The sequence below is a fragment of the Amycolatopsis sp. NPDC000009 genome, assembly GCF_055563465.1.
In genome coordinates this window covers 28,949-51,082 of record NZ_JBVHDI010000016.1, presented here as the reverse complement: position 1 = coordinate 51,082, position 22,134 = coordinate 28,949, and the positions used below count along the sequence as shown (strand labels likewise).

The window sequence follows — 22,134 nt, the reverse complement described above, 5'->3', positions numbered from 1 at the left end:
GTGTGACTCTGTTCCTCGCCGGAAGGAGGCACTTTCATGTCCCAGGGGAACACCGATGTGACCGCGCAGGCCAGGGTGGTCGATCCGGAAAAACTCGAGGTGTGCACCGTGCTCGAGGTGATCAACCGGATCAGTGGCAAGTGGGCGATCGGCATCCTGCTGGAGGCCACGCGCGGGCCGGTGCGGTTCACCGAACTGGAACGCTCGGTGGAGGGGATCAGCAGGCGGATGCTCACGCTGACGCTGCGGAACCTCGAACGCGACGGCCTGCTCGTGCGCACCGTGTACCCGACGGTGCCGCCGAAGGTGGAGTACGAGGCCACGCCGATGGCGAAAGAACTCTATGCGTCACTCAGCGGCCTGCTGAGCTGGGCCGAGCGCCATCGCGACTCGATCGCCGCGTCCCGCGTCGTTTACGACGAGAAGGTCAGCGCCTGACGTCCGCCGTGTGCACGGCACGCTGGACGTGCGAGCACAGGAGGTCGAAGTACATCTTCTGGAACGGCAGGTCCGTGCCGTTGTTCGCGGACCAGCTTCCCCAGAGGCCGTCCGGCCGCAGATAGCGTGACGTGTACGCGGTCGTGAGGTCGGCGTCGATGTGGTGTAGCGCCGCGAGCGCCCATTCCTGGTCGTAGCGCAGATCCGGCCGCGCGAGGTAATGGTCCAGATAGGACACGAGGATCTCGGCGTCGGCGATCGTGCCGAACCGGGCGAGCGCGAAACAGTAGCCCTGCCCGGCGAAGACCAGGCCGCTCTCCAGCAGCAGTTCGCGGATACGTCCGCGCCAGGCGGTACGACGGTCGACGCCGATCAGCCAGGCCGCCGTGATACGCGGCCGCCAGTCCGCCGCGAGCAGGTCGCCGAGTTCGTCGTCGGTGACGCTCCGCGCGTCCTCGACCAGGTCGCGCAGGAAAGCCTCGCGTTCGGGGTCGCTCATCATCCCGGCGAAGTTGCCGTGCAGCAGCTTGGAGTACCGCGAGACCACGTAACGGTCGATGGCGTCCGGCATGCCGGTGAGTTTCCCAGAAAGCGGAGAACCGCGGTGCGAGGACGGGGGACCCTCGCACCGCGGTTCGTTCTCACCGTGGCTACGCGTTGACCACGGCCTTCTCCCGATCGCCGTCACGGTCCTCGGGGGGATCCGAGGCGTGATCGTCGATCAGGGTGGCTTCGTCGAACGGTGCCTGGCCGCTGAAGACCCGGTTGGCCTGGTCACGGTCGAATTCCTTGGTCCACGTGCCGACCAGGACGGTCGCGACGGCGTTGCCCGCGAAGTTGGTCAGCGCGCGGGCCTCGGACATGAACCGGTCGATGCCGAGGATGAAGCCGACGCCGTCGACCAGTTCCGGCCGGTGCGACTGGAGGCCGCCGGCGAGAGTGGCGATCCCGGCGCCGCTCACGCCCGCCGCGCCCTTCGACGCGATGATCATGAACAGCAGCAAGGAGATCTGTTCGCCGACGCCCAGCGGCTGGTCCTGCGCGCTGGCGATGAACAGCGTCGCCATCGTCAGGTAGATGGCCGTGCCGTCGAGGTTGAACGAGTAGCCGGTGGGCACGGTGATACCGACGACCGGTTTGGACACCCCGAGGTGCTCCATCTTCGCGATCAGGCGGGGCAGCGCCGATTCGGACGACGAGGTCGACAGGATCAGCAGGAACTCGCGACCCAGGTAGCGCAGCAGGGTGAAGATGTTGACCCGCGCGCCGATCCACAGGACCGCGCCGAGCACGCCGAACACGAACACCACACACGTCAGGTAGAAGCCGATCATGATGACGGCGAGGCTGCGCAGCGCGCCCCAGCCGGTTTCCCCGACCACCGCGGCGATCGCGCCGAACGCGCCGACCGGAGCGGCCCACATGATCATGGCGAGGATCCGGAACACCAGCCGCTGGATGTGCTCGATACCGCGGCGGATCGGTTCGCCCTTGGTGCCCAGCTTCTGCACGGCGAATCCGGCGAGCAGCGCGACCAGCAGCGTCTGCAGCACCTGGCCTTCGGTGAACGCGGAACCGAAACTGGTGGGGATGATGCCCATCAGGAAGTCGATGGTGCCTTCACCACCCTCGGCCTGTTTGTGCGCCTTCGCGGCGGCGGCGGGGTCGAGATGCAGGCCCTCGCCCGGGTGCAGGAGGTTGCCGACGACGAGCCCGATCGCGAGCGCGAACGTCGACATCATCAGGAAATAGCCGAGCGACAGCAGCCCGACCTTGCCGACCTTCGCGGCCTTCGCCACCGATCCGATGCCGAGGACGATGGTGCAGAAGATGATGGGGGAGATCATCATCTTGATCAGATTGACGAAACCCGTGCCGAGCGGCTTGAGTTCCTTGGCCAGACCCGGCGCGGCGAACCCGACGATGACGCCGAGGACCACCGCCGCGATCACGGCCAGGTACAGGTAGTGCATCTTGTCGCGACGTCGCGGCGCCGCTTCCGGCGTTGTAGGCACCTTTGCCTCCAGCTCAGGGGGGTGTCCGTGGATTGCCGGTCACTATCACCCGGCCAGGTGAGCTGGGTCACGGTTGTGTTCATTGAGTTCGCGCGAGTGGTTTCCGGGGAATTCCGGCCGGGCGCGCCGAGCGGCCCCGGGACCGGTGTGCTGGTATGAGCGGGTGCCCTCGACGACGCGGATCCGGACCAGGCGCGGCAGTCTCGCCCGCCAGCTGCTGGTTCTCCAGCTCGTGGTGCTCGTCGTCCTCGTCGCGGCGGGGGTGACCTTCGCCTACCTCGATTCCGTCCGGGCCACCGAAGACCGGGCGGAGGACAAGGTGATCGCGGTGGCCGAGGCGGTGGCGGACGCGCCAGGGGTGCTGGCCGCACTGTCCACATCGGAGCCCACGGACACGCTGCAGCCGTTCGCGCAGCGTGTCCGCGCGGACACGGAAGTGGATTTCGTGACCATCATGGACAGGAACGGGATCCGCTACACGCATCCGAATCCGGATCTGATCGGGCAGCCGTTCATCGGCAACATCGGCGAAGCGCAACGCGGTGGCAGGGTGCTCGAGACCTACGCGGGCTCACTCGGGCCGTCCGAACGAGTCGTGGTCCCGGTGCACGGTGCCGCCGGACAGGTCGTCGCGCTGGTGTCTGTCGGTATCACCGTGGAAGCGATCGACGCCGAACTGAGGGAACGCCTGTGGCCGCTGATCGGGGTCGCGGTCGCGGTGCTGGTGGTCGGCGGGATCGGCAGCTATCTCGTCAGCGCCCGGCTCCGGCGGCAGACCAGGGGGATCGCGCCCGAAGAACTGAGCAACCTGTTCGAGTACCACGAGGCCGTCCTGCATTCCGTGCGCGAGGGGCTGCTGCTCGTCGGCGGTGACGGCCGGGTGGTGCTGTGCAACGACGGAGCCCGTGCGCTGCTGGAGGTCACCGATGATCCGGTGGGCCGCGAACTGTCCGCATTGGACATCCCAGAGGATCTCGTCGAAGCGTTCACCTCGGGGGAGGAGCGCACCGACGAGCTCCATCTCACGGAAGCCAGGGTGCTCGTCGTCAGCACGTCGCCGGTGCGCTCGGGCGGGAAGGCGATGGGCACCGTGGTGATCCTGCGCGACCACACGGAACTCCAGGCGCTGACCGGGGAACTGACCACCGTGCGCGGCCTGGCCGAAGCGCTGCGGTCGCAGGCGCACGAGGCGGCGAACCGGCTCCACACCGTCGTTTCGCTGGTCGAGATCGGTCGCCCCGAACAGGCCGTCGAGTTCGCGACCGAAGAACTCGCGCTGGCGCAGGAACTCACCGACCGCGTGGTCGGCGCGGTCGCCGAACCGGTGCTCGCGGCGCTGCTGCTCGGCAAGGCGGCGGAGGCGAGCGAACGCGGCGTCGAGTTCACGATCACGCCGGACACCGTCATGGAGGACGCGGACACCGGCGTCCCGCCGCGGGACCTGGTCACCATCCTCGGCAACCTGATCGACAACGGCATCGACGCGGCGGCGGGGAACGCCGGCGACGGCGGGCGGCCCGGCGTCGAGGTCACCGTCCGCGCGGACGCCGACGGGTTGCTGCTGCGGGTCGCCGACACCGGACCTGGCGTCGAGGACGTCGAAGAGGTGTTCCGGCGCGGCTGGTCCACCAAGCCCGAGGATGGGCACGGACTCGGCCTGGCACTGGTGGGTCAGGCGGTGCGGCGGCACAGTGGGACGATCGACGTCGGCCGCGCCGAGGGCGCGGTGTTCACCGTGTGTTTGCCGCCGAAGGAGTCCGCGCGATGATCAAGGTGCTGGTCGTCGAGGACGAACCGGTGGCCGCCGACGCGCATCGGGTGTACGTCGAGCGGATGCCCGGCTTCACCGTGGCCGGCGTCGTCCATTCCGGCGGCGACGCCCTGCGATTCTGTGAACGCGAACCGGTCGACCTGGTACTGCTGGACTTCTATCTCCCGGACACGCACGGCCTCGCCGTGTGCCGGTCGCTGCGCGCGGCCGGGCTCCCGATCGACGTCATCGCGGTGACCTCGGCGCGGGATCTGGCGCTCGTGAAGGCCGCCGTGTCGGTCGGCGTGGTGCAGTACCTGCTGAAACCGTTCACTTTCGCCTCCCTGCGGGAGAAACTCGAGCGCTACGCCGAGTTCCACGGCGCTTCGGGCGAAGTCACCGGCCAGGCCGAGATCGACCGCGCGCTCGGCACCCTGCGCACCACCGAGCGGCAGGTCCTGCCCAAGGGGATGAGCGCGCAGACCCTGGAGGCGATCACCGAGGTCCTCGCCTCGGCCGCCGACGGCCTGTCCGCCGGGGCGGCCGCGACCGCGATCGGCGCCTCCCGCGTCACCGCACGCCGCTACCTCGAATACCTCGCCGACAACGGCCTCGCTCAGCGCGAGCCCCGCTACGGCCAGGTCGGCCGCCCCGAGGTCTGGTACAAACCGAAAACCGTATAACGACCTATACCGCGGCCCGCGGGCTACCTTGGGATCGTGAAGATCGGCGAACTCGCGCGGAGGACCGGGGTCAGCGTCCGCGCGCTGCGCTATTACGAGGAAGAGGGCTTGATCAGCCCGGGCCGCGAAGGCAATGGGTACCGCGACTTCTGCGAAGGCTCGGTCGAGGCGGTCCTGCAGATCCGCGGGATGCTGGACGCCGGGCTGCCGGTGCGGCTGATCCGCGAAGTCCTGCCGTACCTCGACGGGCCGGACCAGGTCCGGCCGAAGGTGCCGTGCGAGTACATGATCGGCGAGGTCGCGCGGCAGCGGGAGGTGCTCGATCGCCGGATCGCGCTCATGACCCGCAACCGCGACGCCCTCGACGCGTACCTCCGGGACTTGACCCTCACGCAAACGTGAGGGTTTTAGCGTGCGGACATGACTTCGATGCGCGCGCTGCGACAGGACTCCGCGAACGGTCCTGAAGATCTCCACTTGGTCGCCGACGCACCCGTTCCGGTGGCGGGACCAGGCGAAATTCTGGTGAAGGTCACCGCGGCGGGGGTCAACTTCGCCGACGTCATGCAGACGCGGGGCACGTACGAAGGCGGCCCGGAAGCTCCGTACGTCGCCGGGTTCGAGGCGGCAGGCGAGGTCGTGGCCCTGGGGGAAGGGGTGACCGCGCCCGCGGTCGGCGACCACGTCGTCGGGACCGGCGGCGGGGCTTTCGCCGAGTACATGGTGCTGTCCGCCTCCGGCGCGGTCCCGGTGCCCGAGGGCTGGCCGGACGAGCGGGCGATCGGGCTGATCCTGAACTGGGTCACGGCGCTCGCCGCGCTCAAACCGCTGGGCAGGCTCGCCGCCGGTGAGACCGTGCTGGTGCACGCGGCGGCAGGCGGGGTCGGCCAGGCCGCGGTCCGGTTGGCCAAGCACTACGGGGCGACCGTCATCGGCGCCGCCTCGCCCGGCAAGCACGACTCGGTGCGGGCGCTGGGCGCTGACCGCGTGATCGGTTACGGCGAGGGGGCGGGGGAAGTGGACCTCGTGCTCGAATCGGTGGGCGGGGCGGCTTTCGCCGCCGGTCTCGCCGCGGCCAAGCGGGTCACCGGACGGGTCGTGGTCTACGGCGTCGCCGGGGGAGAGGTCTCGATCACCAACCGGGACTTGAACTTCCGGCAGCAGATCCACGTGATCGGACTGCATCTCGGCGTCCTGATCGAGCACGCGCCCGAGATCTTCGCGGAGCTGATGGACGAACTGCGTGCCCTGATCGCGGCCGGGGTCTGCGTGCCAGGGACGCCGACGGTGTACGACCTCGCGGACGGGCCGAAGGCGCTCGCGGAACTCGAGGCGCGGGCGACGTCGGGAAAGCTGGTGCTACGGCCTTGAGCGCGACATGGTCGTATGCGAACGTGTGCATGTCAATAGGGCGAAAGTGTTGGTAAATCACCAGCTGGCGGAAGCGACGAAAGTTGGTGCCAGACCTCGGCCGGGACTTCTAAATTCACGAACCATTCCGTCGTCCTCACAAGGAGTGGGTTCATGGCAAGGAAGTTCTTCGTCTCCGCGTCGGTGAGCTTGGCGCTGCTGGCCGTCCCGGTCACCGCGGGCCAGGCCACGGCGGCGGTCCAGCCTGCTCAGCAGACCGTGGCGGCGACCACGGTCTACTACGACGCCTCGGGCGCGCCGAGCTTCCGCGCCGCCATCCAGGCGGGCGTGGCCAATTGGAACAACTCGGTGTCCAACGTGAAGCTGCAGGAGAGCTCGTCGGGCGCCACCCTGCGCTACACCGAAGGCAACGACCCTTCGGGTTCGTACGCCGAGACCGACGGCCACGGCCGCGGCACCATCTTCATCGACTACACGCAGGCGCGGGAGTACGACCAGACTCGGATCGCCGCGCACGAGACCGGCCACGCGCTCGGCCTGCCGGACAACTACCAGGGTCCGTGCTCCGAACTGATGTCCGGCGGCGGCCCCGGCCCGTCCTGCACCAACGCGAAGCCGAACGCCCAGGAGATCTCGCGGGTGAACTCGCTGTGGGCCAACGGGCTCCTCGCGGCGGGCGCCATGCAGCGCATCTACAACTGACGCTTTTGGTCTCTCGTGAGTGGTAAGGACGGTTCTGGCCGAGGGTGTCTCAGGTATCTGCTGGCTCCGGTCGCCCTGATGCCGGGCCCGGTTCGTCAGGGTCTGTGGGTCTGGAGCCGGTGTCGCGGAAGCCACTTTCGGGACAGCAGAGGTCTCGAAAGTGGCTTTCGCGACATGCTCACCGGGACGGTGCAGGGCCCGGCCGCGGTCGACGTTGCGAAAGCCACTTTCGCAACCTTCAACGTTGCGAAAGTGGCTTTCGTAACCCGCCGGCCATGCCCAGCACCCAGCAGAACCCCGGTACCGAGCGGATCTGGTCTCGTGAGTGTTTAGGACGGTTCTAACCGTCCTAAACACTCACGAGACTTGCCCCATTCGGTGCCGGCCCGGCCGCGGCCCTGGCGATCCCGTGGACGGTAATCACCTGGCGCACAAGGGTCGTACAAAGTCCCCGTCGCCTTTAGCATGATCCGATGCGCCGGGCGTCGAGGATTCTCGTACCGGCCGCGCTGTTGTTCAGCGCCGTGGTGGCGAGCAGCGGGATCGCGTCCGCGCCGCCGCCGGAGGCGCCCGTCGCCGGGCTGAACGAGCTCTGGAACGACTACGGCGATCAGGGCGGCCACTGGACCGGCGGGGATCGCACGGTGTCGGTCCCGCTGCCCGACGGCCGCACCGCGTGGCTGTTCTCGGACACGTTCCTCGGCACGGTGAATCCCGACCACAGCCGCCCCCGGGACAGCCCGATCGCCCGCAACACCCTGGTCGTCCAGCGGCCCGACGGCACGCTGGGCGAGACGCTGCACGGCGGCACCCCGGACGAGCCGGAGGCGCTGATCGGGCTCGCGGGTTCCGGCGAGCACTACTGGGTCGGTGACGGGGTCGTCCAGGGCGACGTCCTGCGAGTGCTCTACAACCGGTACGAGACGACAGGGCCCGGCGGTCTCGACTTCCGGAACACCGGCACGTCGCTGGCCACCTTCCGGCTGCCCGCGCTGACGCCGTCCGAGCTACTGGTGATCCCGGTGAGCGACAAGGTCGCATGGGGATCGGAACTGCTCGAAGACGGCGGGTACACCTACATCTACGGCGCCGGACAAGGCCATCTGAGCCTCGCCAGGGTGCCCGCCAGGGGCCTTCGCGGACCTTGGCAGTTCTGGACCGGCGCCGGTTGGTCGTCCCGCGAGGAGGACTCGGCCCGGATGCTGCCCGGGGTCGGGACGGCGTTTTCGGTGACCCGCGTCGGGGGCGAGTACGTGCTGATCACCATGGACACCGGTCCCGGCTTCAGCCCCGTGATGCTCGCCTACACCGCGAACTCGCCGACCGGCCCGTTCGGCGATCCCGTCGTTCTCCACCGGGCCCCCGAAGCCAACGACCGGCGGATCGTCTACGACGCGACAGCGCATCCGCAGTTGAGCCGTCCCGGGAAGCTCACGGTGTCGTACAACGTGAACAGTCTGGACCACGGCGACAACTTCGAGGACGCGCGGATCTACCGGCCGCGGTTCGTCGAGGTCGCCTGGCCACCGGTACTACGCTTCATCGGGTGATCGAGATACTCGACGATCTGGACGTGCTCACCCGGCGGGATGCCGGCTCGCGCGGCCTGAGCCTCGCGGGTGCCCGCTGCGGATCGAAAGCCGTCGATACCGTCGCCCGCGACAGCGTCATCGAGGTCACGCTCTCGCCGATCGTCCACCGCGTGATCGCCGGAAGCGGCCGGGAAACGGAGTACTTCGGCGCGAACGGTGAGCCCCTCTCGCGTGAAGAAGTGGTCGAGAGCGTCCTCGAAACCGAGGGAATCGTTCACTTTTCCGGCAAGTTCAGCCACCGGATCGTCGGCGGGACGGTCGTCGGTTTCGCGATGTACGGCGGCGAGCGCGGCCTTCTCGCCCACTTCGGGTACCTGCGTTCCCGTGACGAGTTTCTCGACGTGTTCGGCACGCCCGATCTCGTCGAGGAGAGCTTCGATTGCGGCGAGCTGATGGGATACCGGCATCACTACCGGGCCGCCGAGAAGCTGATCTTTTGGGACAGCTGGGACGAGCACGTCGGCTGGTTGAACGTCGGCGACTTCGGCTCTCGCTGATCACTCGCGTGCGAGGCCCGCTTCGATGGTCAGGGGGACCGACGAGTCACCGGTGAGCTGGTTCAGCTGTGTCATGGTCCGGTCCAGCTGCTCCGCCAGCCGTGGGATCGTGCTCGACGGGAGATAGGCCTCGGCGCCGGCGTCGAGGAGACGGCGAACCGGGCCCTCGTACTTGACGCCGAGCTCGGCGTCCTCGATCTCCGTGATCACGATCCGGGCCTTCGGGTACAGCGCCCGGAAATTGCCGATCAACTGCGGGCTGCCCGGCGGGACCAGCAGGACGTCGACGCTCGGGGGAGCCGAACGCAGGTCCAGCACTAGGTAGCCGGGGCCGAGCCGCTCGGACAACAAGTCCCGCGCCGACGCGGAGAGTTTCATGGCGGTGGCCACCACCGTGATGTCGTCGGAGTCCGCCGAACGCGCCGGTTCTTCGCGGACAGCGCCGGAAATCGTCGCGATGGTCTCGCCGTTCCGGGTGATGAGCACGTTCTCGCCGGGGCGGAGGGTGTCGATGAGCGCTACGAGTTCTTCAGGCAGCTGGGAGGCGTCGACCCACTGATCACTCATCACCCCATGATGGCCCCCTTCCCGGCGCCGAGCGCAAGGAAGGGGGCCGTCACGGACCGTTCACCGTTGCCGAGGCCGCCCCGGGACGCCCGGCCGCGTCTGCCAGGGATGCGGCCCGTCGAGCGGCCGATACTCGACGCCCAGCGCGTCCAGCCGCGGCAGGTGATGGTCCCGCAATCGTGGCAGGAACTCCGCGTAATCCCGCCCGCCCGGATCGCTCCACGCCACCTCCGCGAAGGCGCACAGACGCGGGAAGGCGACGTAATCCACGCGACGCACGGTGTCGAGATGCTCCGACCACACCTGCGCCTGCGCGCCGAGGATCGACTTCCCCTCGGGGAAATCGGCGGGCACCGGCTCGTAGCCGTAAAAGTCCTCCAGGGTGCTCAGGTACCCGACGGGGATCGGTTCGTCCGGGTGGTCGGACTGCCGGTGGTCCAGGTACACGTGCTCCTCGGGGCACATGACGACGTCGTGCCCGGCGGCCGCCGCGCGGGCGCCGGCCGCTTCGCTCTGCCACGAGCCGATGACCATCGGCGGCAGGTCGCCCGCTTCGAGCACTTCGTCCCAGCCGAGCGGACGACGCCCCCGATCGACCAGGTGCTGCGCGATCTCACGGACGAACCGGCCGTGCTCCTCGGTCGCACCGGGGACTTCGTCACCGCCGAGCGCGATGACCTCGGACGGGAAGATCTCCAGCACGTGGTCGAAGACGCGTTTGAAGAAGTCCACTGTGGACTTCTCGGTGTTCAGCAAGGACGTGCTGATACCCCAGCTCGTCCACACCTCCCACGGCTCGTCGGTCTCCGGGCCGAGCTCGGGGTACGCGGTGATCGCAGCCCGCGCGTGGCCGGGGATGTCGACCTCCGGGACCACCGTCACCGAACGCGCGGCGGCGTACGCGACGATCTCGCGGAGGTCGTCGGCCGTGTAGAAGCCGCCGTGCGGCCGCCCGTCGCGCTCCGGACCGTCGTGCCGCCCGACCATGGACGACTTCCGCCAGGCACCGACCTCGGTCAGCCTGGGGAACTCGGGGATCTCGATCCGCCAGCCCTGATCGTCGGTCAAGTGCAGGTTGAGCACGTTGAGCTTGTGTGCGGCGATCAGGTCGATGAACCGCAACACCTCGGCCTTGGTCCGGAAGTGCCTTGCCACGTCCAGTAAACAGCCGCGCCAGCCGAACCGGGGGTGGTCGGTGATCACGCCGCACGGAATGGTCTGCTGTCCACTGTGGATCGGTGCGGCCCGGAACGCGTCCGGCCAGATCAGCTGCCGGAGCGTCTGACGGCCGTAGAACTCGCCTGCCGCGTCGGCCGCGTGCAGTGTCACGCCGGACGGATCGATCTCCAGCCGGTAACCCTCGGCGGGCAGGAGATCGTCGCGGCGCACGTCCACTTCGGATGGTACTGGGCAATGTCCCGGCAACGGTTCCACCGAGACGGGACGGGGGAGCAAGGTTTCGAAGCCAGGCATGTCAGCCCTTCACCGCGCCGCCCATGACGGACACGAGTCGTCGTTGCACGAGAATGAAGAACACCAGCACCGGGATGGTCATCAGCGTCGAACCCGCCATCACCGCGCCCCAGTCGGTGTCCTCCGGTTTGAAGAACACCAGGATCGCCAGCGGGAGCGTCTGGTTCTCGGTGTTGGAGATGATGAACGTCTTCGCGAACAGGAAGTCGTTCCAGGCGTGGATGAACGCCAGCACGCTGATCGCCACCAGACCGGGCGCCACCAGTGGGAAGAGGATCTGCCAGGTGAACCGCATGCGGCTCGCCCCGTCGATCTTCGACGCCTCTTCCAGCTCCTGCGGCACCGCGGCGACGAATCCGCGAAGCATCCAGATCGCGAACGGCAGGCTGAACGCCAGGTGCACCAGGATCAGCGAGCCGAGGTGGTTGGTGCCGAACGCCGGCGCGACGTCGCCGACCGAGCGCATCAGGAAGAACAGCGGAATGGTCAGCGCCTCGACCGGCACCATCTGCGCGACCAGCACCATTACCAGCAGCACGGTCCGGCCCTTGAAGTTGAACCGCGTCAGCGCGACCGCCGAAAGGAACGAGAGCAGCAGCGACAACGCCACCACCACGACGGCCACGATCACGCTGTTCAGGAAGAACATCGCGAAACCTTCGCCGCTCAGCACCCGTTCGAAGTGTTCGAGCGTCGGCGTGAGCGTCCACGGGCGGGGGTTCTCCGCCTGGATCTGCCCGGTGGGTTTGAAGGCCGACAGCACCATCCAATACACCGGGAAGGCGACCATGCCCGCGATCAGCACGCAGATGATCTCGGCGATCAGCCTGCCAGGGCGCTTCACCCGGCGGTTCTTCGGCGCCGTCGTCACACCCATCCCGCGCTCCGGCGTTGCGACCGGACGTACAGCCCGGTGATGGACAGCAGCAGCAAGGTCATCACGACTCCGAGCGCCGCGCCGAGACCGTATTCCTGTCCGGCGAAGGCCTGTTGATAGGCGAAGACGTTGAGCACGAGGTTGCGCCCGGCCACGCCGCCGCCGTTGGTCATCACGTAGATCTGGGTGAAGATCTTGAAATCCCAGATGATCGACTGAATGGTGGCGATGGTCAGCAGCGGCCGCACCATCGGCAGCGTGATCGACCACGTGGTGCGCCAGGTCGACGCGCCGTCGAGATACGCGGCCTCGACGACCTCCTCCGGTACGCCCTTGAGCCCCGCGTACATCGTCACCATGACGAACGGGAACGAGCACCAGATGACCTCGGCCGCCACCAGCCCGAACGTGCTGTAGGTGTCGAAGGTCCAGGAGTGGTTCGCCATCCCGGTGAAGCCGATGCCCGAGAGCACCTCGTTGACCAGGCCGAAGTCCGCGTCGAACAGGAACAGCCAGACGTACGAGCCCGCCATCGCCGGCGTCGCCCACGCGGCCAGCGCCGCCAGGAACAGCGGGACCCGCGCCCACGCGCGGACCCGGGTCGCCAGCACGGCGAGCCCCGTCCCGAGCGCCAGGCTGCCGACGACGCAGACCGCGGTGAAGCCGAGGGTCTTGGCCAGCACCTCCCAGAACTGCAGGTTCTCCAGCAGCTCGACGTAGTTGCCGAAGCCGAGGAACACCAACGGGGCGTTGCCGACCGCCTGCGGCTGGCCGTAGTCGTAGAACGAGATCAGGACGAGCTGGTAGATCGGGTACACCAGCATCGCCAGCAGCAGGATGCCGCCGGGCGCCAGGTAGAGCAGGGCCGCGCGCCCGTCCCGGCGACGGCGGGGCGACCGCCGTGCCGGGACGGCCGGAGCCGTGGTGCGGGGGATTTCCTGAGTCATAATTCTCTCAGTCAGACGCAGTCTGTCCGTTGAGGGTGGTGGTGGGGCGGGGTCCGGGTTAGCCGAACGCCTTGTTCATCTCGGCGGCCGCGGCGGTCAGCGCGGCCGCGGGGTCCTTGCCGCCGGTCGCGATCTGCTGGATCGCGGTGGGCAGGACGTTCTGCGCGTCGATCTTCGACCACGCCGCGGTGGCGGGGACGAACTTCGTGCCCGCGGTGAGCGTGTCGACGAACGGCTTGACCGACGGGTCGCTCGCGGCGACCTTCTGCTGGACGCTGCCGAGGGTCGGCAGGTTGCCCATGGCGACGTACATCTTCTCCTGGTACTTCGCGCCACCGAGGAGCTGGGTGAATTCGACCGCGAGGCTCTTGCGCTTGGTCGCGTTGAACACGCCCAGCAGGTTGCCGCCCGCGAACGCCGGGGCGATCTTGCCCGCCTCGGTACCCGGGATCGGGATGATCGCGTACTTGCCCTTCACCTGGCCCGCCTCGACGGCCTTGCGGTTGAAGTCACCACCGATGGACATCCCGGCCTTGCCGCCGGCGAACGCCGTGATGCTCTGCGTGCCGGTGAGGTTGGCGCACTGCTCGGGCGGGCAGATGTCCGCCTTCATCAGGTTCGCGTACGCCGCGACGCCCGCCTTGGCCTGCTCGGAGTCCACAGTGGACTTCCACTTGCCGCCGTCCTGCTTGGCGATCTCGCCGCCGTGCGCCCACAGGAACGGCAGCATCGCGTAGGTGTACTTGCCGCCGACGGAGATGCCGTACAACTCCGGCTTCTTGGCGCGGATCGTCTTCGCGGTCTCGGTCAGCTCCGCCAGCGTCGTCGGCGGCTTGAGGCCGAGTTCGGCGAAGATGTCCGTCCGGTAGTACAACGCGCGGACCCCGGTGAACCAGGGAAGCCCGTAGGTCTTGCCACCGGACTTCGCGGTCTCCAGTACCGCGGGCAGGATGTCGGCCCCTTCCTTCCACGACGAGAGATCGCCGGTCAGGTCGGCCAGCGCGCCGGTGGCGGCGTAGCTGGAGACGTCGGTGTTGCCGAACTCGGCGACGTCCGGCGCGCTCGCCGGATCGTTGAAGGCGCCGGAGAACTTGTCCGCGCGGCCCTCCACCGGAATCCACTGGACGTCGACCTCGACACCCGAGTGCGCCGCCTTGAACTCGGTGATCGCCTCCTTGACCGCCGCCTCCTTGGGCGCGCGGTTGGCCTCGTCGAAGAGCCAGACCCGGATCGTTCCGGTCTTCTCGTCACCGCCGCTCGCGGCTGGGGTGTTCTGGGCCGGCGCGCAGCCGGCCACGAGGCCGACGGCCGCGAGGCCCGCGATGAGGACGCGAGTTCTCATGGGTTTTCTCCTTAGGCGAAAAAGACGGAATTGACCTGGGGGAGCGCCAGTTTTCCGGCGACGGCCCCCGGAAGACCGGTACCGGGATCGCGCGGCAGCCAGCTGAGCGTGCCGGACTTGTCGCTCGAGACGTAGAACCAGCGTTCGGTCGGGTCGAGCGTGAAGTGACGCGGGTACACCCCGCCGACGGGCGCGTTGTTCAGCAGCTTCAAGGACTTTCCGTCCTCGCTGACGCCGAACGACGCGATCGTGTCGGAGCCGCGGACGGAGGCGTAGACGAACTTCCCGTCCTTGGACGTGGTGATCTCGCCCGGGTACTGCTCGCCGGGGGTGCCAGCGGGAACGGCCGGGACGACCTGTCCGGCGGTGAGTTTCCCGGTCGCCGGATTCCACGCCGCGACGGTCACCTCGGCACGCAGCTCGCCGAGGATGTACGCGTACTTGCCGTTCGGGTGGAACGCCAGGTGCCGCGGCCCGGCACCCGACGGGAGCTTCAGCTGCTGGTTCAGCCTGAGCTTCCCGGTCGAGGTGTCGAGTTTGTAGACGTAGACCGAATCCGCGCCGAGGTCGACCGCGAGGACCCACTTGCCGGTCGGATCGTTGACGACCTGGTGCGCGTGCGCCTGACGCTCGGCACCCTTGTGCTGGGCCAGATCGACGACGTCGCCGAGCTTCCCGCCCGCGAGGATCGGGAGGACGACGACGCTGCCGCTGCTGTAGTTCGCGGCCAGCACGTACTTCTGGCTCGAGTGGACGCTCAGATGGGTCGGGTGCTGTCCCTTGGCCGACTTCTTGTTGAGCAGCTTGGGTTTCGCCGGGTCGGCGAGGCTGAACGAGGAGATCTGGCCGTTCTCGTCCTCATTGGTCACGTAGAGCGTTTTGCGGTCGGCGCTGAGGTCGAACCAGGAAGCGTTGCTGACTCCCGGGATCGTCCGGTCGACGACCACCGCGCCGGTGGTCGCGTCCCGGTGAGCGACATCGAGTCCGTGCCCGGAACTGGTGTAGCTGCTGACGTAAATGGCCCCGGTTCCCTTCGGTCCGCAGGATTGTTCGGAGGCGTTCGCGAGGTGGGAACCGAGAACGGTGGTGAGTCCAGCCGCTCCGACGGCGCCGAGGAAGGTGCGTCGATCCAGTCCGGTCATCGTGATCTCTCCCAGTCGTCGGGTGGTTTAAACCACTGCCATGAGCAATGCTGCCACGCCGAAACCGGAAACGGAAAGGACGGTTTCCAACACGGTCCAGGTTTTGAGGGTCTCCGGCACGGTCATGTTGAAGTACCGCGAGATGATCCAGAAACCGCCGTCGTTGACGTGGGAGGCGATGATCGAGCCCGCAGAAATCGCGACGACCAGCAGGGCGAGCTGCATCTGCGAATAGCCCAGTGTCGCGACCGTCGGTGCGACGATGCCGCTCGTGGTCACGATCGCGACCGTCGCCGAACCCTGTGCGATGCGCATCCCGCAACTGATGACGTAAGCGGCGAGAATGACCGGGAGACCGGCGTTGTCGAGCGATCCCGCGACGGCCTTGCCGATCCCGGTGGCGGACAGCACGGCGCCGAAGAACGCGCCCGCGCCGACCACCAGGAGGATCATCGCGACCGGGCGCAGCGACTTCGCCGAAAGCTCGCTCAGATCCTTGCCCGTCAAGCCGCGGCGCAGTCCCAGCAGCCAGGACGCGAGCAGCACCGAGACCGTCAGCGCGACGGCCGGCGTACCGATGAACGCGGCGACACCGGCGGCCGCGGAGGCCTTGGGAAGCCAGATGCTGCCGAACGTCCCGGCGAGGATCAGCACGAGCGGAACGGCGATGATCGCCAGTACGAGCCCCAGCGACGGCGGGTTCGTCTCCTTTTCGCCTTCCTCCTCGGCGACCAGGAATTCCGCGGGGACCTCAACGTCGACGCGCTTGCCGATCCACGTCGAATACAGCACGCCGCCGACGAGGAACGCGGGGATGCCGCACACCAGGCCCATCAGGATGATCCAGCCGAGTTCCACGTGCAGCAGCCCGGCCGCGGCCACCGGGCCGGGGTGCGGCGGGAGGAAAGCGTGCGTGATCGAAAGCCCGGCGAGCAACGGCAATGCGTACAGCACGAGCGAACGTCCGCCCTGTTTGGCGGCGACGTAGACCAGCGGCGCCAGCACGAAGATGCCGATGTCGAAGAAGACCGGGATGCCGAAGACGAAGCCCGCGAGACCCATCGCCAGCGGGGCCCGCTTCTCACCGATGGCCCGCAGCAGCGCGCCGGTGAGCACCTTCGCCCCGCCCGAACGCTCCAAAATGGACCCGAGGATGGTGCCGAGCCCGATGATCGCGGCGATATGGCCGAGGATCCCGCCGAAACCCTTCTCCAGCAGGGAATCCGACGCCTTCTGCGCGGAGCCGACGATCTGGACCACCGGCAGGCCCGCGGCCAGCGCGGTCAGCAGGCCGACCACGATCAGCGCGATGAAGGGCTCGAGTTTGACTTTGATGATGAGGAACAACAACACCGCGATCGAGACGGCGGCGAGGGTCAGGAGCCCTCCCGTCGTGTGTTGGAGCCAGTCGATCATCGGGCACTCCCGGGGTTCCGCAGTGAATGGCCGGCGAGGGCGCCGGTCGGTTGACCATCGTCGATGGCGGCGACACCGTTGACGAAGACATAGGGGATACCGGCGGCCTGCTGCCGCGGTTCGTCGAACGTTGCGGTGTCGGCGACGGTTTCCGGGTCGAACAGAACGAGGTCGGCCGCGTATCCGGCGCGGACGAGACCCCGGTCGGTGAGCCGCAGGCGGTGCGCCGCGCGGCCGGTGAGGTGGGCGACGCATTCGGCGAGGCCGAGGACACCGAGTTCGCGGACGTAGCGTGCGAGGTAGCGCGGGAAGGTGCCCCAGGCGCGGGGATGTGGCCGCGCGCCGACGAGCAGCCCGTCGCTGCCGCCGGTGTGCGTGCGGTGCCGCATGATCGCCTGGACGTTCTCCTCGTGCCCGACGTGCATCAGGCAGGACGTGCCGAGTTTTTCCGAGAGCAGGACGTCGAAGTACAGCTCCGCGGCCGGCTTCGCGGCTCGCTGCGCCGAAGCGGCGACGGAATGCCCGACGAGGTGGGCGTTCTCGTCCCGGCGGACTCCGTTGATCTCGATGGCCTCCCAGTCGATCGGCACCCCGTGGGCGCCGTCGGAGCCGGTCTCCTCGATCTCGGCGCGGATCCGCTCGCGGGTGTCCACATCGGACAACCGGGCGAGCGTGGCGTCCAGCCCGCCTTCGGTCGCCCAGCTCGGCAGCAGCGCGGAAAGGTAAGTGGCGCCAGGGAGGTACGGGTAGGTGTCCAGCGTGATGTCGCAGCCGTCGTCGAGCGCCCGGTCGAGCAGCTCCAGCAGATCCGGCGCCTTGCCCTTGTTCACCGAGAAGTTCATCGTGGCGTGCGCGAGATGCAGCGGGCAGCCCGAGCGGCGGGAGACGTCGACCATCTCGCCGAACGCCTCCAGCGCGCCCTTGCCGTAGCTGCGATGGTGCGGGCTGTAGAAGCCACCGCGCTCGCCGACCACCTGGCACAGCTCGACGAGTTCTTCGGTGGTCGCGTACATGCCCGGCGTGTAGGTGAGCCCTGACGACATACCCATCGCGCCCTCGGCCAGCCCGGTCGCGATGAGCTCCTTCATCGCGTTCATCTCGGCTTCGGTCGCGGGCCGGTCCTCCCACCCGACGGTGAGCATGCGGACGGTGCCCTGCGGCACGAGGTAGGCCGCGTTGACCGCGACCCCCGCGTCGAGCCGGTCGAGGTACTCGCCGACGGAACGCCAGTTCCAGTCGAAGCCCGCCGGATCGTCGTTCCACCCGGCGAGCTGCTGGCGCAGTGCCGCGAGGACCTCGTCGTTCACCGGCGCGTAGGAGAGCCCGTCCTGCCCGAGCACCTCGGTCGTGACGCCCTGGGAGAGCTTCGCGAGGTGATCCGGATTGGCGAGCAACTGGAGGTCGGAATGCGAATGCATGTCGATGAACCCGGGCGCGAGCACGAGTCCTTCGGCGTCGATGGTGCGGCGGCCCGCGAGCGAGCCGGGTTCGGCGACACTGGCGATCCGGCCGTCGGAGATGCCCACGTCGTGCCTGGTGAGCGGATCCCCGGTGCCGTCGGCGACCAGTGCGGAACGGACGACGATGTCCATGGTGATTCTTCCTCTGCGGCGGTGGAGGACGGATCAGAAATGGGTGCGGACGAAATCGAGCACGGTCTCGCCGTCGGGGCCGACGACCGGGATCAGGGGCCATTTGTCGAAAACGGTGCACGGATGCGACAGGCCGAGGGCGACCCAGTCGCCGACCTCGACCGGCGACGACGCGGGCAGCGTGAGAAAGGCGTGCTGGTCGTTCATCTTCTGGATGGAATGACCTTCGAGCGCGGACGGCGGTCCGTCGCCCTTGCGGATCAGGCGCGGCTCGGGCATGCCCTCGTCGAACGAAGCGTCCCGTTTGCCGATGGTGAGCAGCGCGAGTTCGTCCGTCGGCTTCGACGTCACCTGGGCCCAGGCGCGCAGCGCCGAACGGAACGAGGCGACGCCACCGATGCGCGGGTGTTCGCCCAGCGGCGAGATCACCCGGTAGAAGCCGTCGTCGTGGGTCACGTAGGCGCCGCTGCGCAGGATCGGCAGGACGTCCAGGCCGCCCCAGTCCTTGGTGAGCTCGTCGGCGACGCGGTCGAAGTACGCGCTGCCGCCGCCGGTGACGATGATCTGGCTGGCGTCGTCGAGCAGGCCCTTGGCGTGGAAGGCGAAGACGAGTTCCCGCAGACCGTCCACATAGGAACTGATCAACTGGAGCGACTTCTCGTCGGTGTGGTGGGAAAGCGCGCCTTCGTAACCGCCGGATCCGCGCAGCCGCAGGGCCGGGCTCGCATGCGCGGCCTCGGCGACGGCGAGCGCGGTCTCCGTGTCGCGGACACCGGTGCGGCCGCCCTCGGCGCCGAGTTCGACCAGGACGTCCACCTTGCGGCGGGCGCCACGCAGGGCTTCGGTCATCAGCTCGACACCGCGGACCGAGTCGACCCAGCAGACGAACTCGAAGTCGTCGTCGGCGTCCAGCTCGGCGGCGAGCCACTTCAAGCCCGACGGGTCGAGCAGCTGGTTCGCCAGCAGGATCCGGGAAACGCCGAACGCGCGGTAGATCCGCAGGTGGCCGGCGTTCGCGCAGGTGATGCCCCACGAGCCGTGCCGCAGCTGCCGCTCGAACAGCTGCGGCGCCATCGTCGTCTTGCCGTGCGGGGCCAGCGCGACCCCGCGTTCGGCGCACCAGGCCGCCATCGTGCGGAGGTTGTGTTCGACGGCCTCTTCGTCGAGAACGACGAACGGCCCGAGGAAGCCGTCGTCGAACAGCTTCGCGCCGCGGGCGGCGGCCTCGCCGATCGTGAGGCCGGACAGCGAGGGCGCGACCGAGCGGAAGCGCCAGTCGACGTGCTCCTCCCGGACGGCCGCGACCGCGGCGGAATCGATGGTGCCGGCTTCGAACATGAGGTTCACCTCGGTTGCGTATGTTGCAACGGACGTTGCGCATATTGCGTGGGATAGGTGTAGCATCCGGTCCGCTGGAGGTCAACGGCGTGACGACTAGGAGACGCGAAGGTGACAAGCGCGCCCCACGTTTTGTGCATCGGGGAGTCGATGGCCTTGTTCGTGCCGGCCGAATCCGGGCCGCCCGACGAGGTACGCAAGTGGGTGCGAAGCATCGGCGGGGCCGAATCGAACGTCGCCTGCCATCTCCCCGCGCTGGGTTTCACCAGTGCCTGGGTGAGCGCCGTCGGCGACGATCCGTTCGGCCGCGCGCTGGCGCGTGAGATCGGCGCGGCGGGGGTGGACGTCAGCGCGGTCGTGGTCGACCCGACGCGCCCGACCGGGCTCTACATCAAGGAGAGCGGAGCGGACGGGAGCCCCGTGCGCTACTACCGCAAGGGCTCCGCCGCGTCCGGAATGGACGCCGGGCTCCTGGGGAAACTCGAACTCGACGGGGTGCGCGTCATCCACCTTTCGGGGATCACTCCCGCGCTGTCGGACGGGTGTCTCGACCTGGTGCGGGCGCTGATGGAGCGGCCGCGTGGCGACACGCTCGTGTCGTTCGACGTGAACTTCCGGCCCGCGCTGTGGGCCGGGCGCGACCCGTCGGTCCTGGCCGGGCTGGCCGCCCGCGCCGACATCGTGCTCGCGGGTGAGGACGAGGCCGAGCGGGTGTGGGGGACCGGCGACCCGGCGCGGCTGCGCGCCGCCGTGCCCGGACCGAAGACGCTGGTCGTCAAGCACGGGGCACGCGGGGTCACGTTGATCGAAGGTGACGAAGCACCGCTGTTTTCCCCCGCGCTCCAGGTCGACGTCGTGGAGCCGGTCGGCGCGGGTGACGCGTTCGCGGCCGGATTCCTCGCCGCGACCCTGCGCGGTGACGACCCCGCGACCCGGCTGCGGCGCGGCCATCTGCAGGCCGCGGCCACGCTGCTGACCCACGACGACGTGGGGCAGCCGCTGCCCGCGTCCGTCGTCGAAACGCTCCTCGGGGCGGATGAGGCAGCATGGGCGGCAGCCAAGCTGACGGACAAGGGAATGGTGGGCGGATGAGCCAGAGCCTGGACAGGGCGCTCACACTGCTGAGCGGGCTCGCCCGCGAGCCGAAGACGCTGGACCAGCTCGCCGAGGAGATCGGCGTGCACAAGTCGACCGTGCTGCGGCTGCTGCGCACCCTGGAGGCGCACCACTTCGTGCGCAGGGAGGGACAGCGGTACTACCGGCTGGGCAGCGCGCTCTTCGACCTCGCGCAACAGGCGCTGGAGGACCGCGACGTCCGCCGCACCGCGCAATCCGCGCTCGCCGGGCTCAACGCGCGCACCGGGCACACCGTGCACCTCGCGTCCTATGAGGACGGAGAGGTCGTCTACATCGACAAGTTCGAGGGCAGGCACTCGGTGCGGATGTACTCCCGCATCGGGAAACGCGCGCCCCTGCACTGCACCGCCGTCGGCAAGGTGCTCGTCGCGGCGATGACGCCGGAGAAGCAGACGGACGTGGTCTCGCGGATCGACTTCTTCGTCCGGACGCCGAACACGATCACCACGCCCGAGGCCTACCAGAAGGAACTCGCGCTCGTCGCCGACCGCGGCTACGCGGTGGACAACGCCGAGCACGAGGACTTCATCCACTGCGTCGCCGCGCCCGTTCGCGGCCCGGGCGGCGTGGTGCTCGCCGCCGCGTCGGTGTCGGTGCCGAAGGTACTGCTGGACTACGACGGCCTGATGGCGCTCGTGCCGGAGCTACTCGCCGCCGCCGAAGAAGCTTCCGTCCACAGTGGATGGACGGGGAACCGAAAGGGGAAGTTGGAATGAGCAAGACCGCGATCAGCACGGAGAACGCGCCGAAGCCGGTGGCCGCGTTCTCGCAGGCGGTCCGCAAGGGCAACATCCTGCAGGTGGCCGGCCAGGTCGCCTTCGACCCGGCCACCGGCGCCATCGTCGGCGAGACCGTCGGTGAGCAGACCGAGCAGACCTTCAAGAACATCGAAGCGGTGCTCGAGGCCGCCGGTTCGAGCCTGGCCGACGCGATGATGGTGCGCGTGTACCTGACCGACGTCGACCACTTCGGCGCGTTCAACGAGGTCTACAACAAGCTGATCGGCGAGGCGCCGCACCCCGCCCGCACGACCGTGTACGTCGGCCTGCCCGCCGGGCTGCTGGTGGAGATCGACGTCCTGGCCGTCACGGACTGACCCGGCGCCTCGTGAGTGGTAAGGACGGTTCTAACCGTCCTTACCACTCACGAGACCAGACCCACTCGGTACCGGGGTGCTGCTGGGTGCTGGGCTTGGCCGGGGGGTTGCGAAAGCCACTTTCGCAACGTTGAAGGTTGCGAAAGTGGCTTTCGCAAC

The 22,134-nt window shown here is 68.5% G+C and carries 22 protein-coding genes; 11 read left to right on the top strand and 11 right to left on the bottom strand.

Annotated features, from left to right (window positions below):
• Nucleotides 1–36: 36 nt before the first annotated feature.
• Nucleotides 37–438, top strand: a complete 402-nt coding sequence (locus ACZ3HL_RS32235) for a winged helix-turn-helix transcriptional regulator (protein ID WP_240593172.1) — start codon at nucleotides 37–39, stop codon at nucleotides 436–438.
• Here the strand turns inward: ACZ3HL_RS32235 and ACZ3HL_RS32230 are convergent.
• Nucleotides 428–1,009 (bottom strand): DUF6000 family protein, encoded by a 582-nt coding sequence (locus tag ACZ3HL_RS32230; protein WP_465535164.1) that lies wholly within the window; start codon nucleotides 1,007–1,009, stop codon nucleotides 428–430. The two genes, ACZ3HL_RS32235 and ACZ3HL_RS32230, sit on opposite strands and share 11 nt — an antisense overlap.
• Nucleotides 1,010–1,088: 79 nt before the next feature.
• Nucleotides 1,089–2,411: a cation:dicarboxylate symporter family transporter gene (locus ACZ3HL_RS32225; protein ID WP_465413170.1), complete on the bottom strand. Its 1,323-nt coding sequence runs from the start codon at nucleotides 2,409–2,411 to the stop codon at nucleotides 1,089–1,091.
• 205 nt (nucleotides 2,412–2,616) lie between these two features.
• Here ACZ3HL_RS32225 and ACZ3HL_RS32220 point away from each other — a divergent pair, with 205 nt between their 5' ends.
• The 7 genes from ACZ3HL_RS32220 (at nucleotide 2,617) to ACZ3HL_RS32190 (ending at nucleotide 9,048) form a co-directional block, all read left to right on the top strand.
• Nucleotides 2,617–4,221: an ATP-binding protein gene (locus tag ACZ3HL_RS32220; RefSeq protein ID WP_465413058.1), complete on the top strand. Its 1,605-nt coding sequence runs from the start codon at nucleotides 2,617–2,619 to the stop codon at nucleotides 4,219–4,221.
• Nucleotides 4,218–4,886, top strand: a complete 669-nt coding sequence (locus ACZ3HL_RS32215; RefSeq protein WP_465535163.1) for a response regulator — start codon at nucleotides 4,218–4,220, stop codon at nucleotides 4,884–4,886. The genes ACZ3HL_RS32220 and ACZ3HL_RS32215 overlap by 4 nt, the downstream gene beginning before the upstream one ends.
• A 36-nt stretch (nucleotides 4,887–4,922) precedes the next feature.
• Nucleotides 4,923–5,288, top strand: a complete 366-nt coding sequence (locus ACZ3HL_RS32210; RefSeq protein WP_465413062.1) for a MerR family transcriptional regulator — start codon at nucleotides 4,923–4,925, stop codon at nucleotides 5,286–5,288.
• 18 nt (nucleotides 5,289–5,306) lie between these two features.
• Entirely contained in the window at nucleotides 5,307–6,257 is a 951-nt protein-coding gene (locus tag ACZ3HL_RS32205) for an alcohol dehydrogenase catalytic domain-containing protein (protein WP_465535162.1), read from the top strand.
• Nucleotides 6,258–6,410: 153 nt separating this feature from the next.
• Nucleotides 6,411–6,959, top strand: a complete 549-nt coding sequence (locus tag ACZ3HL_RS32200; protein WP_465413066.1) for a snapalysin family zinc-dependent metalloprotease — start codon at nucleotides 6,411–6,413, stop codon at nucleotides 6,957–6,959.
• Between the two features lie 473 nt (nucleotides 6,960–7,432).
• Nucleotides 7,433–8,509, top strand: coding sequence for a DUF5005 domain-containing protein (locus ACZ3HL_RS32195; protein ID WP_465535161.1), 1,077 nt, complete (start codon nucleotides 7,433–7,435; stop codon nucleotides 8,507–8,509).
• Nucleotides 8,506–9,048: a hypothetical protein gene (locus ACZ3HL_RS32190; RefSeq protein WP_465413070.1), complete on the top strand. Its 543-nt coding sequence runs from the start codon at nucleotides 8,506–8,508 to the stop codon at nucleotides 9,046–9,048. The genes ACZ3HL_RS32195 and ACZ3HL_RS32190 overlap by 4 nt, the downstream gene beginning before the upstream one ends.
• On the opposite strand, the gene ACZ3HL_RS32185 is transcribed toward ACZ3HL_RS32190, so the two are convergent.
• Genes ACZ3HL_RS32185 through ACZ3HL_RS32145 form a run of 9 tightly spaced genes read right to left on the bottom strand, consistent with a single transcriptional unit; the run spans nucleotide 9,049 to nucleotide 19,742 of the window.
• Nucleotides 9,049–9,615, bottom strand: a complete 567-nt coding sequence (locus ACZ3HL_RS32185) for a hypothetical protein (protein ID WP_465535160.1) — start codon at nucleotides 9,613–9,615, stop codon at nucleotides 9,049–9,051.
• Between the two features lie 60 nt (nucleotides 9,616–9,675).
• Entirely contained in the window at nucleotides 9,676–11,088 is a 1,413-nt protein-coding gene (locus ACZ3HL_RS32180) for a beta-N-acetylhexosaminidase (RefSeq protein ID WP_465535159.1), read from the bottom strand.
• 1 nt (nucleotide 11,089) lies between these two features.
• Entirely contained in the window at nucleotides 11,090–11,965 is an 876-nt protein-coding gene (locus tag ACZ3HL_RS32175; RefSeq protein ID WP_465413076.1) for a carbohydrate ABC transporter permease, read from the bottom strand.
• Nucleotides 11,956–12,915: a carbohydrate ABC transporter permease gene (locus ACZ3HL_RS32170; RefSeq protein WP_465535259.1), complete on the bottom strand. Its 960-nt coding sequence runs from the start codon at nucleotides 12,913–12,915 to the stop codon at nucleotides 11,956–11,958. Before ACZ3HL_RS32170 ends, ACZ3HL_RS32175 begins: the two co-directional genes overlap by 10 nt.
• Before the next feature lie 55 nt (nucleotides 12,916–12,970).
• Nucleotides 12,971–14,254 carry an extracellular solute-binding protein gene (locus ACZ3HL_RS32165; protein WP_465413078.1) on the bottom strand — a complete coding sequence of 428 codons (1,284 nt, stop codon included), beginning with the start codon at nucleotides 14,252–14,254 and terminating at the stop codon, nucleotides 12,971–12,973.
• 11 nt (nucleotides 14,255–14,265) lie between these two features.
• A complete protein-coding gene (locus ACZ3HL_RS32160; protein WP_465535158.1) occupies nucleotides 14,266–15,396 on the bottom strand; it encodes a lactonase family protein in 1,131 nt (376 codons plus the stop codon).
• A 27-nt stretch (nucleotides 15,397–15,423) separates the two neighbouring features.
• Nucleotides 15,424–16,812, bottom strand: coding sequence for a GntP family permease (locus ACZ3HL_RS32155; RefSeq protein WP_465535157.1), 1,389 nt, complete (start codon nucleotides 16,810–16,812; stop codon nucleotides 15,424–15,426).
• The gene (locus tag ACZ3HL_RS32150) at nucleotides 16,809–18,404 is read right to left on the bottom strand and encodes an N-acyl-D-amino-acid deacylase family protein (protein WP_465535156.1); all 1,596 of its coding nucleotides are present in this window, start codon (nucleotides 18,402–18,404) and stop codon (nucleotides 16,809–16,811) included. Before ACZ3HL_RS32150 ends, ACZ3HL_RS32155 begins: the two co-directional genes overlap by 4 nt.
• Nucleotides 18,405–18,437: 33 nt before the next feature.
• Nucleotides 18,438–19,742, bottom strand: a complete 1,305-nt coding sequence (locus ACZ3HL_RS32145; RefSeq protein WP_465535155.1) for an amino acid deaminase — start codon at nucleotides 19,740–19,742, stop codon at nucleotides 18,438–18,440.
• Between the two features lie 150 nt (nucleotides 19,743–19,892).
• On the opposite strand from ACZ3HL_RS32145, the gene ACZ3HL_RS32140 reads away from it, so the two are divergent.
• The 3 genes from ACZ3HL_RS32140 to ACZ3HL_RS32130 are packed head-to-tail and all read left to right on the top strand — an operon-like array spanning nucleotide 19,893 to nucleotide 21,975.
• Entirely contained in the window at nucleotides 19,893–20,834 is a 942-nt protein-coding gene (locus ACZ3HL_RS32140; protein ID WP_465535154.1) for a sugar kinase, read from the top strand.
• The gene (locus ACZ3HL_RS32135; RefSeq protein ID WP_465535153.1) at nucleotides 20,831–21,595 is read left to right on the top strand and encodes an IclR family transcriptional regulator; all 765 of its coding nucleotides are present in this window, start codon (nucleotides 20,831–20,833) and stop codon (nucleotides 21,593–21,595) included. The genes ACZ3HL_RS32140 and ACZ3HL_RS32135 overlap by 4 nt, the downstream gene beginning before the upstream one ends.
• Nucleotides 21,592–21,975 (top strand): RidA family protein, encoded by a 384-nt coding sequence (locus tag ACZ3HL_RS32130; RefSeq protein ID WP_034321592.1) that lies wholly within the window; start codon nucleotides 21,592–21,594, stop codon nucleotides 21,973–21,975. The genes ACZ3HL_RS32135 and ACZ3HL_RS32130 overlap by 4 nt, the downstream gene beginning before the upstream one ends.
• The last annotated feature ends 159 nt before the right edge of the window (nucleotides 21,976–22,134 follow it).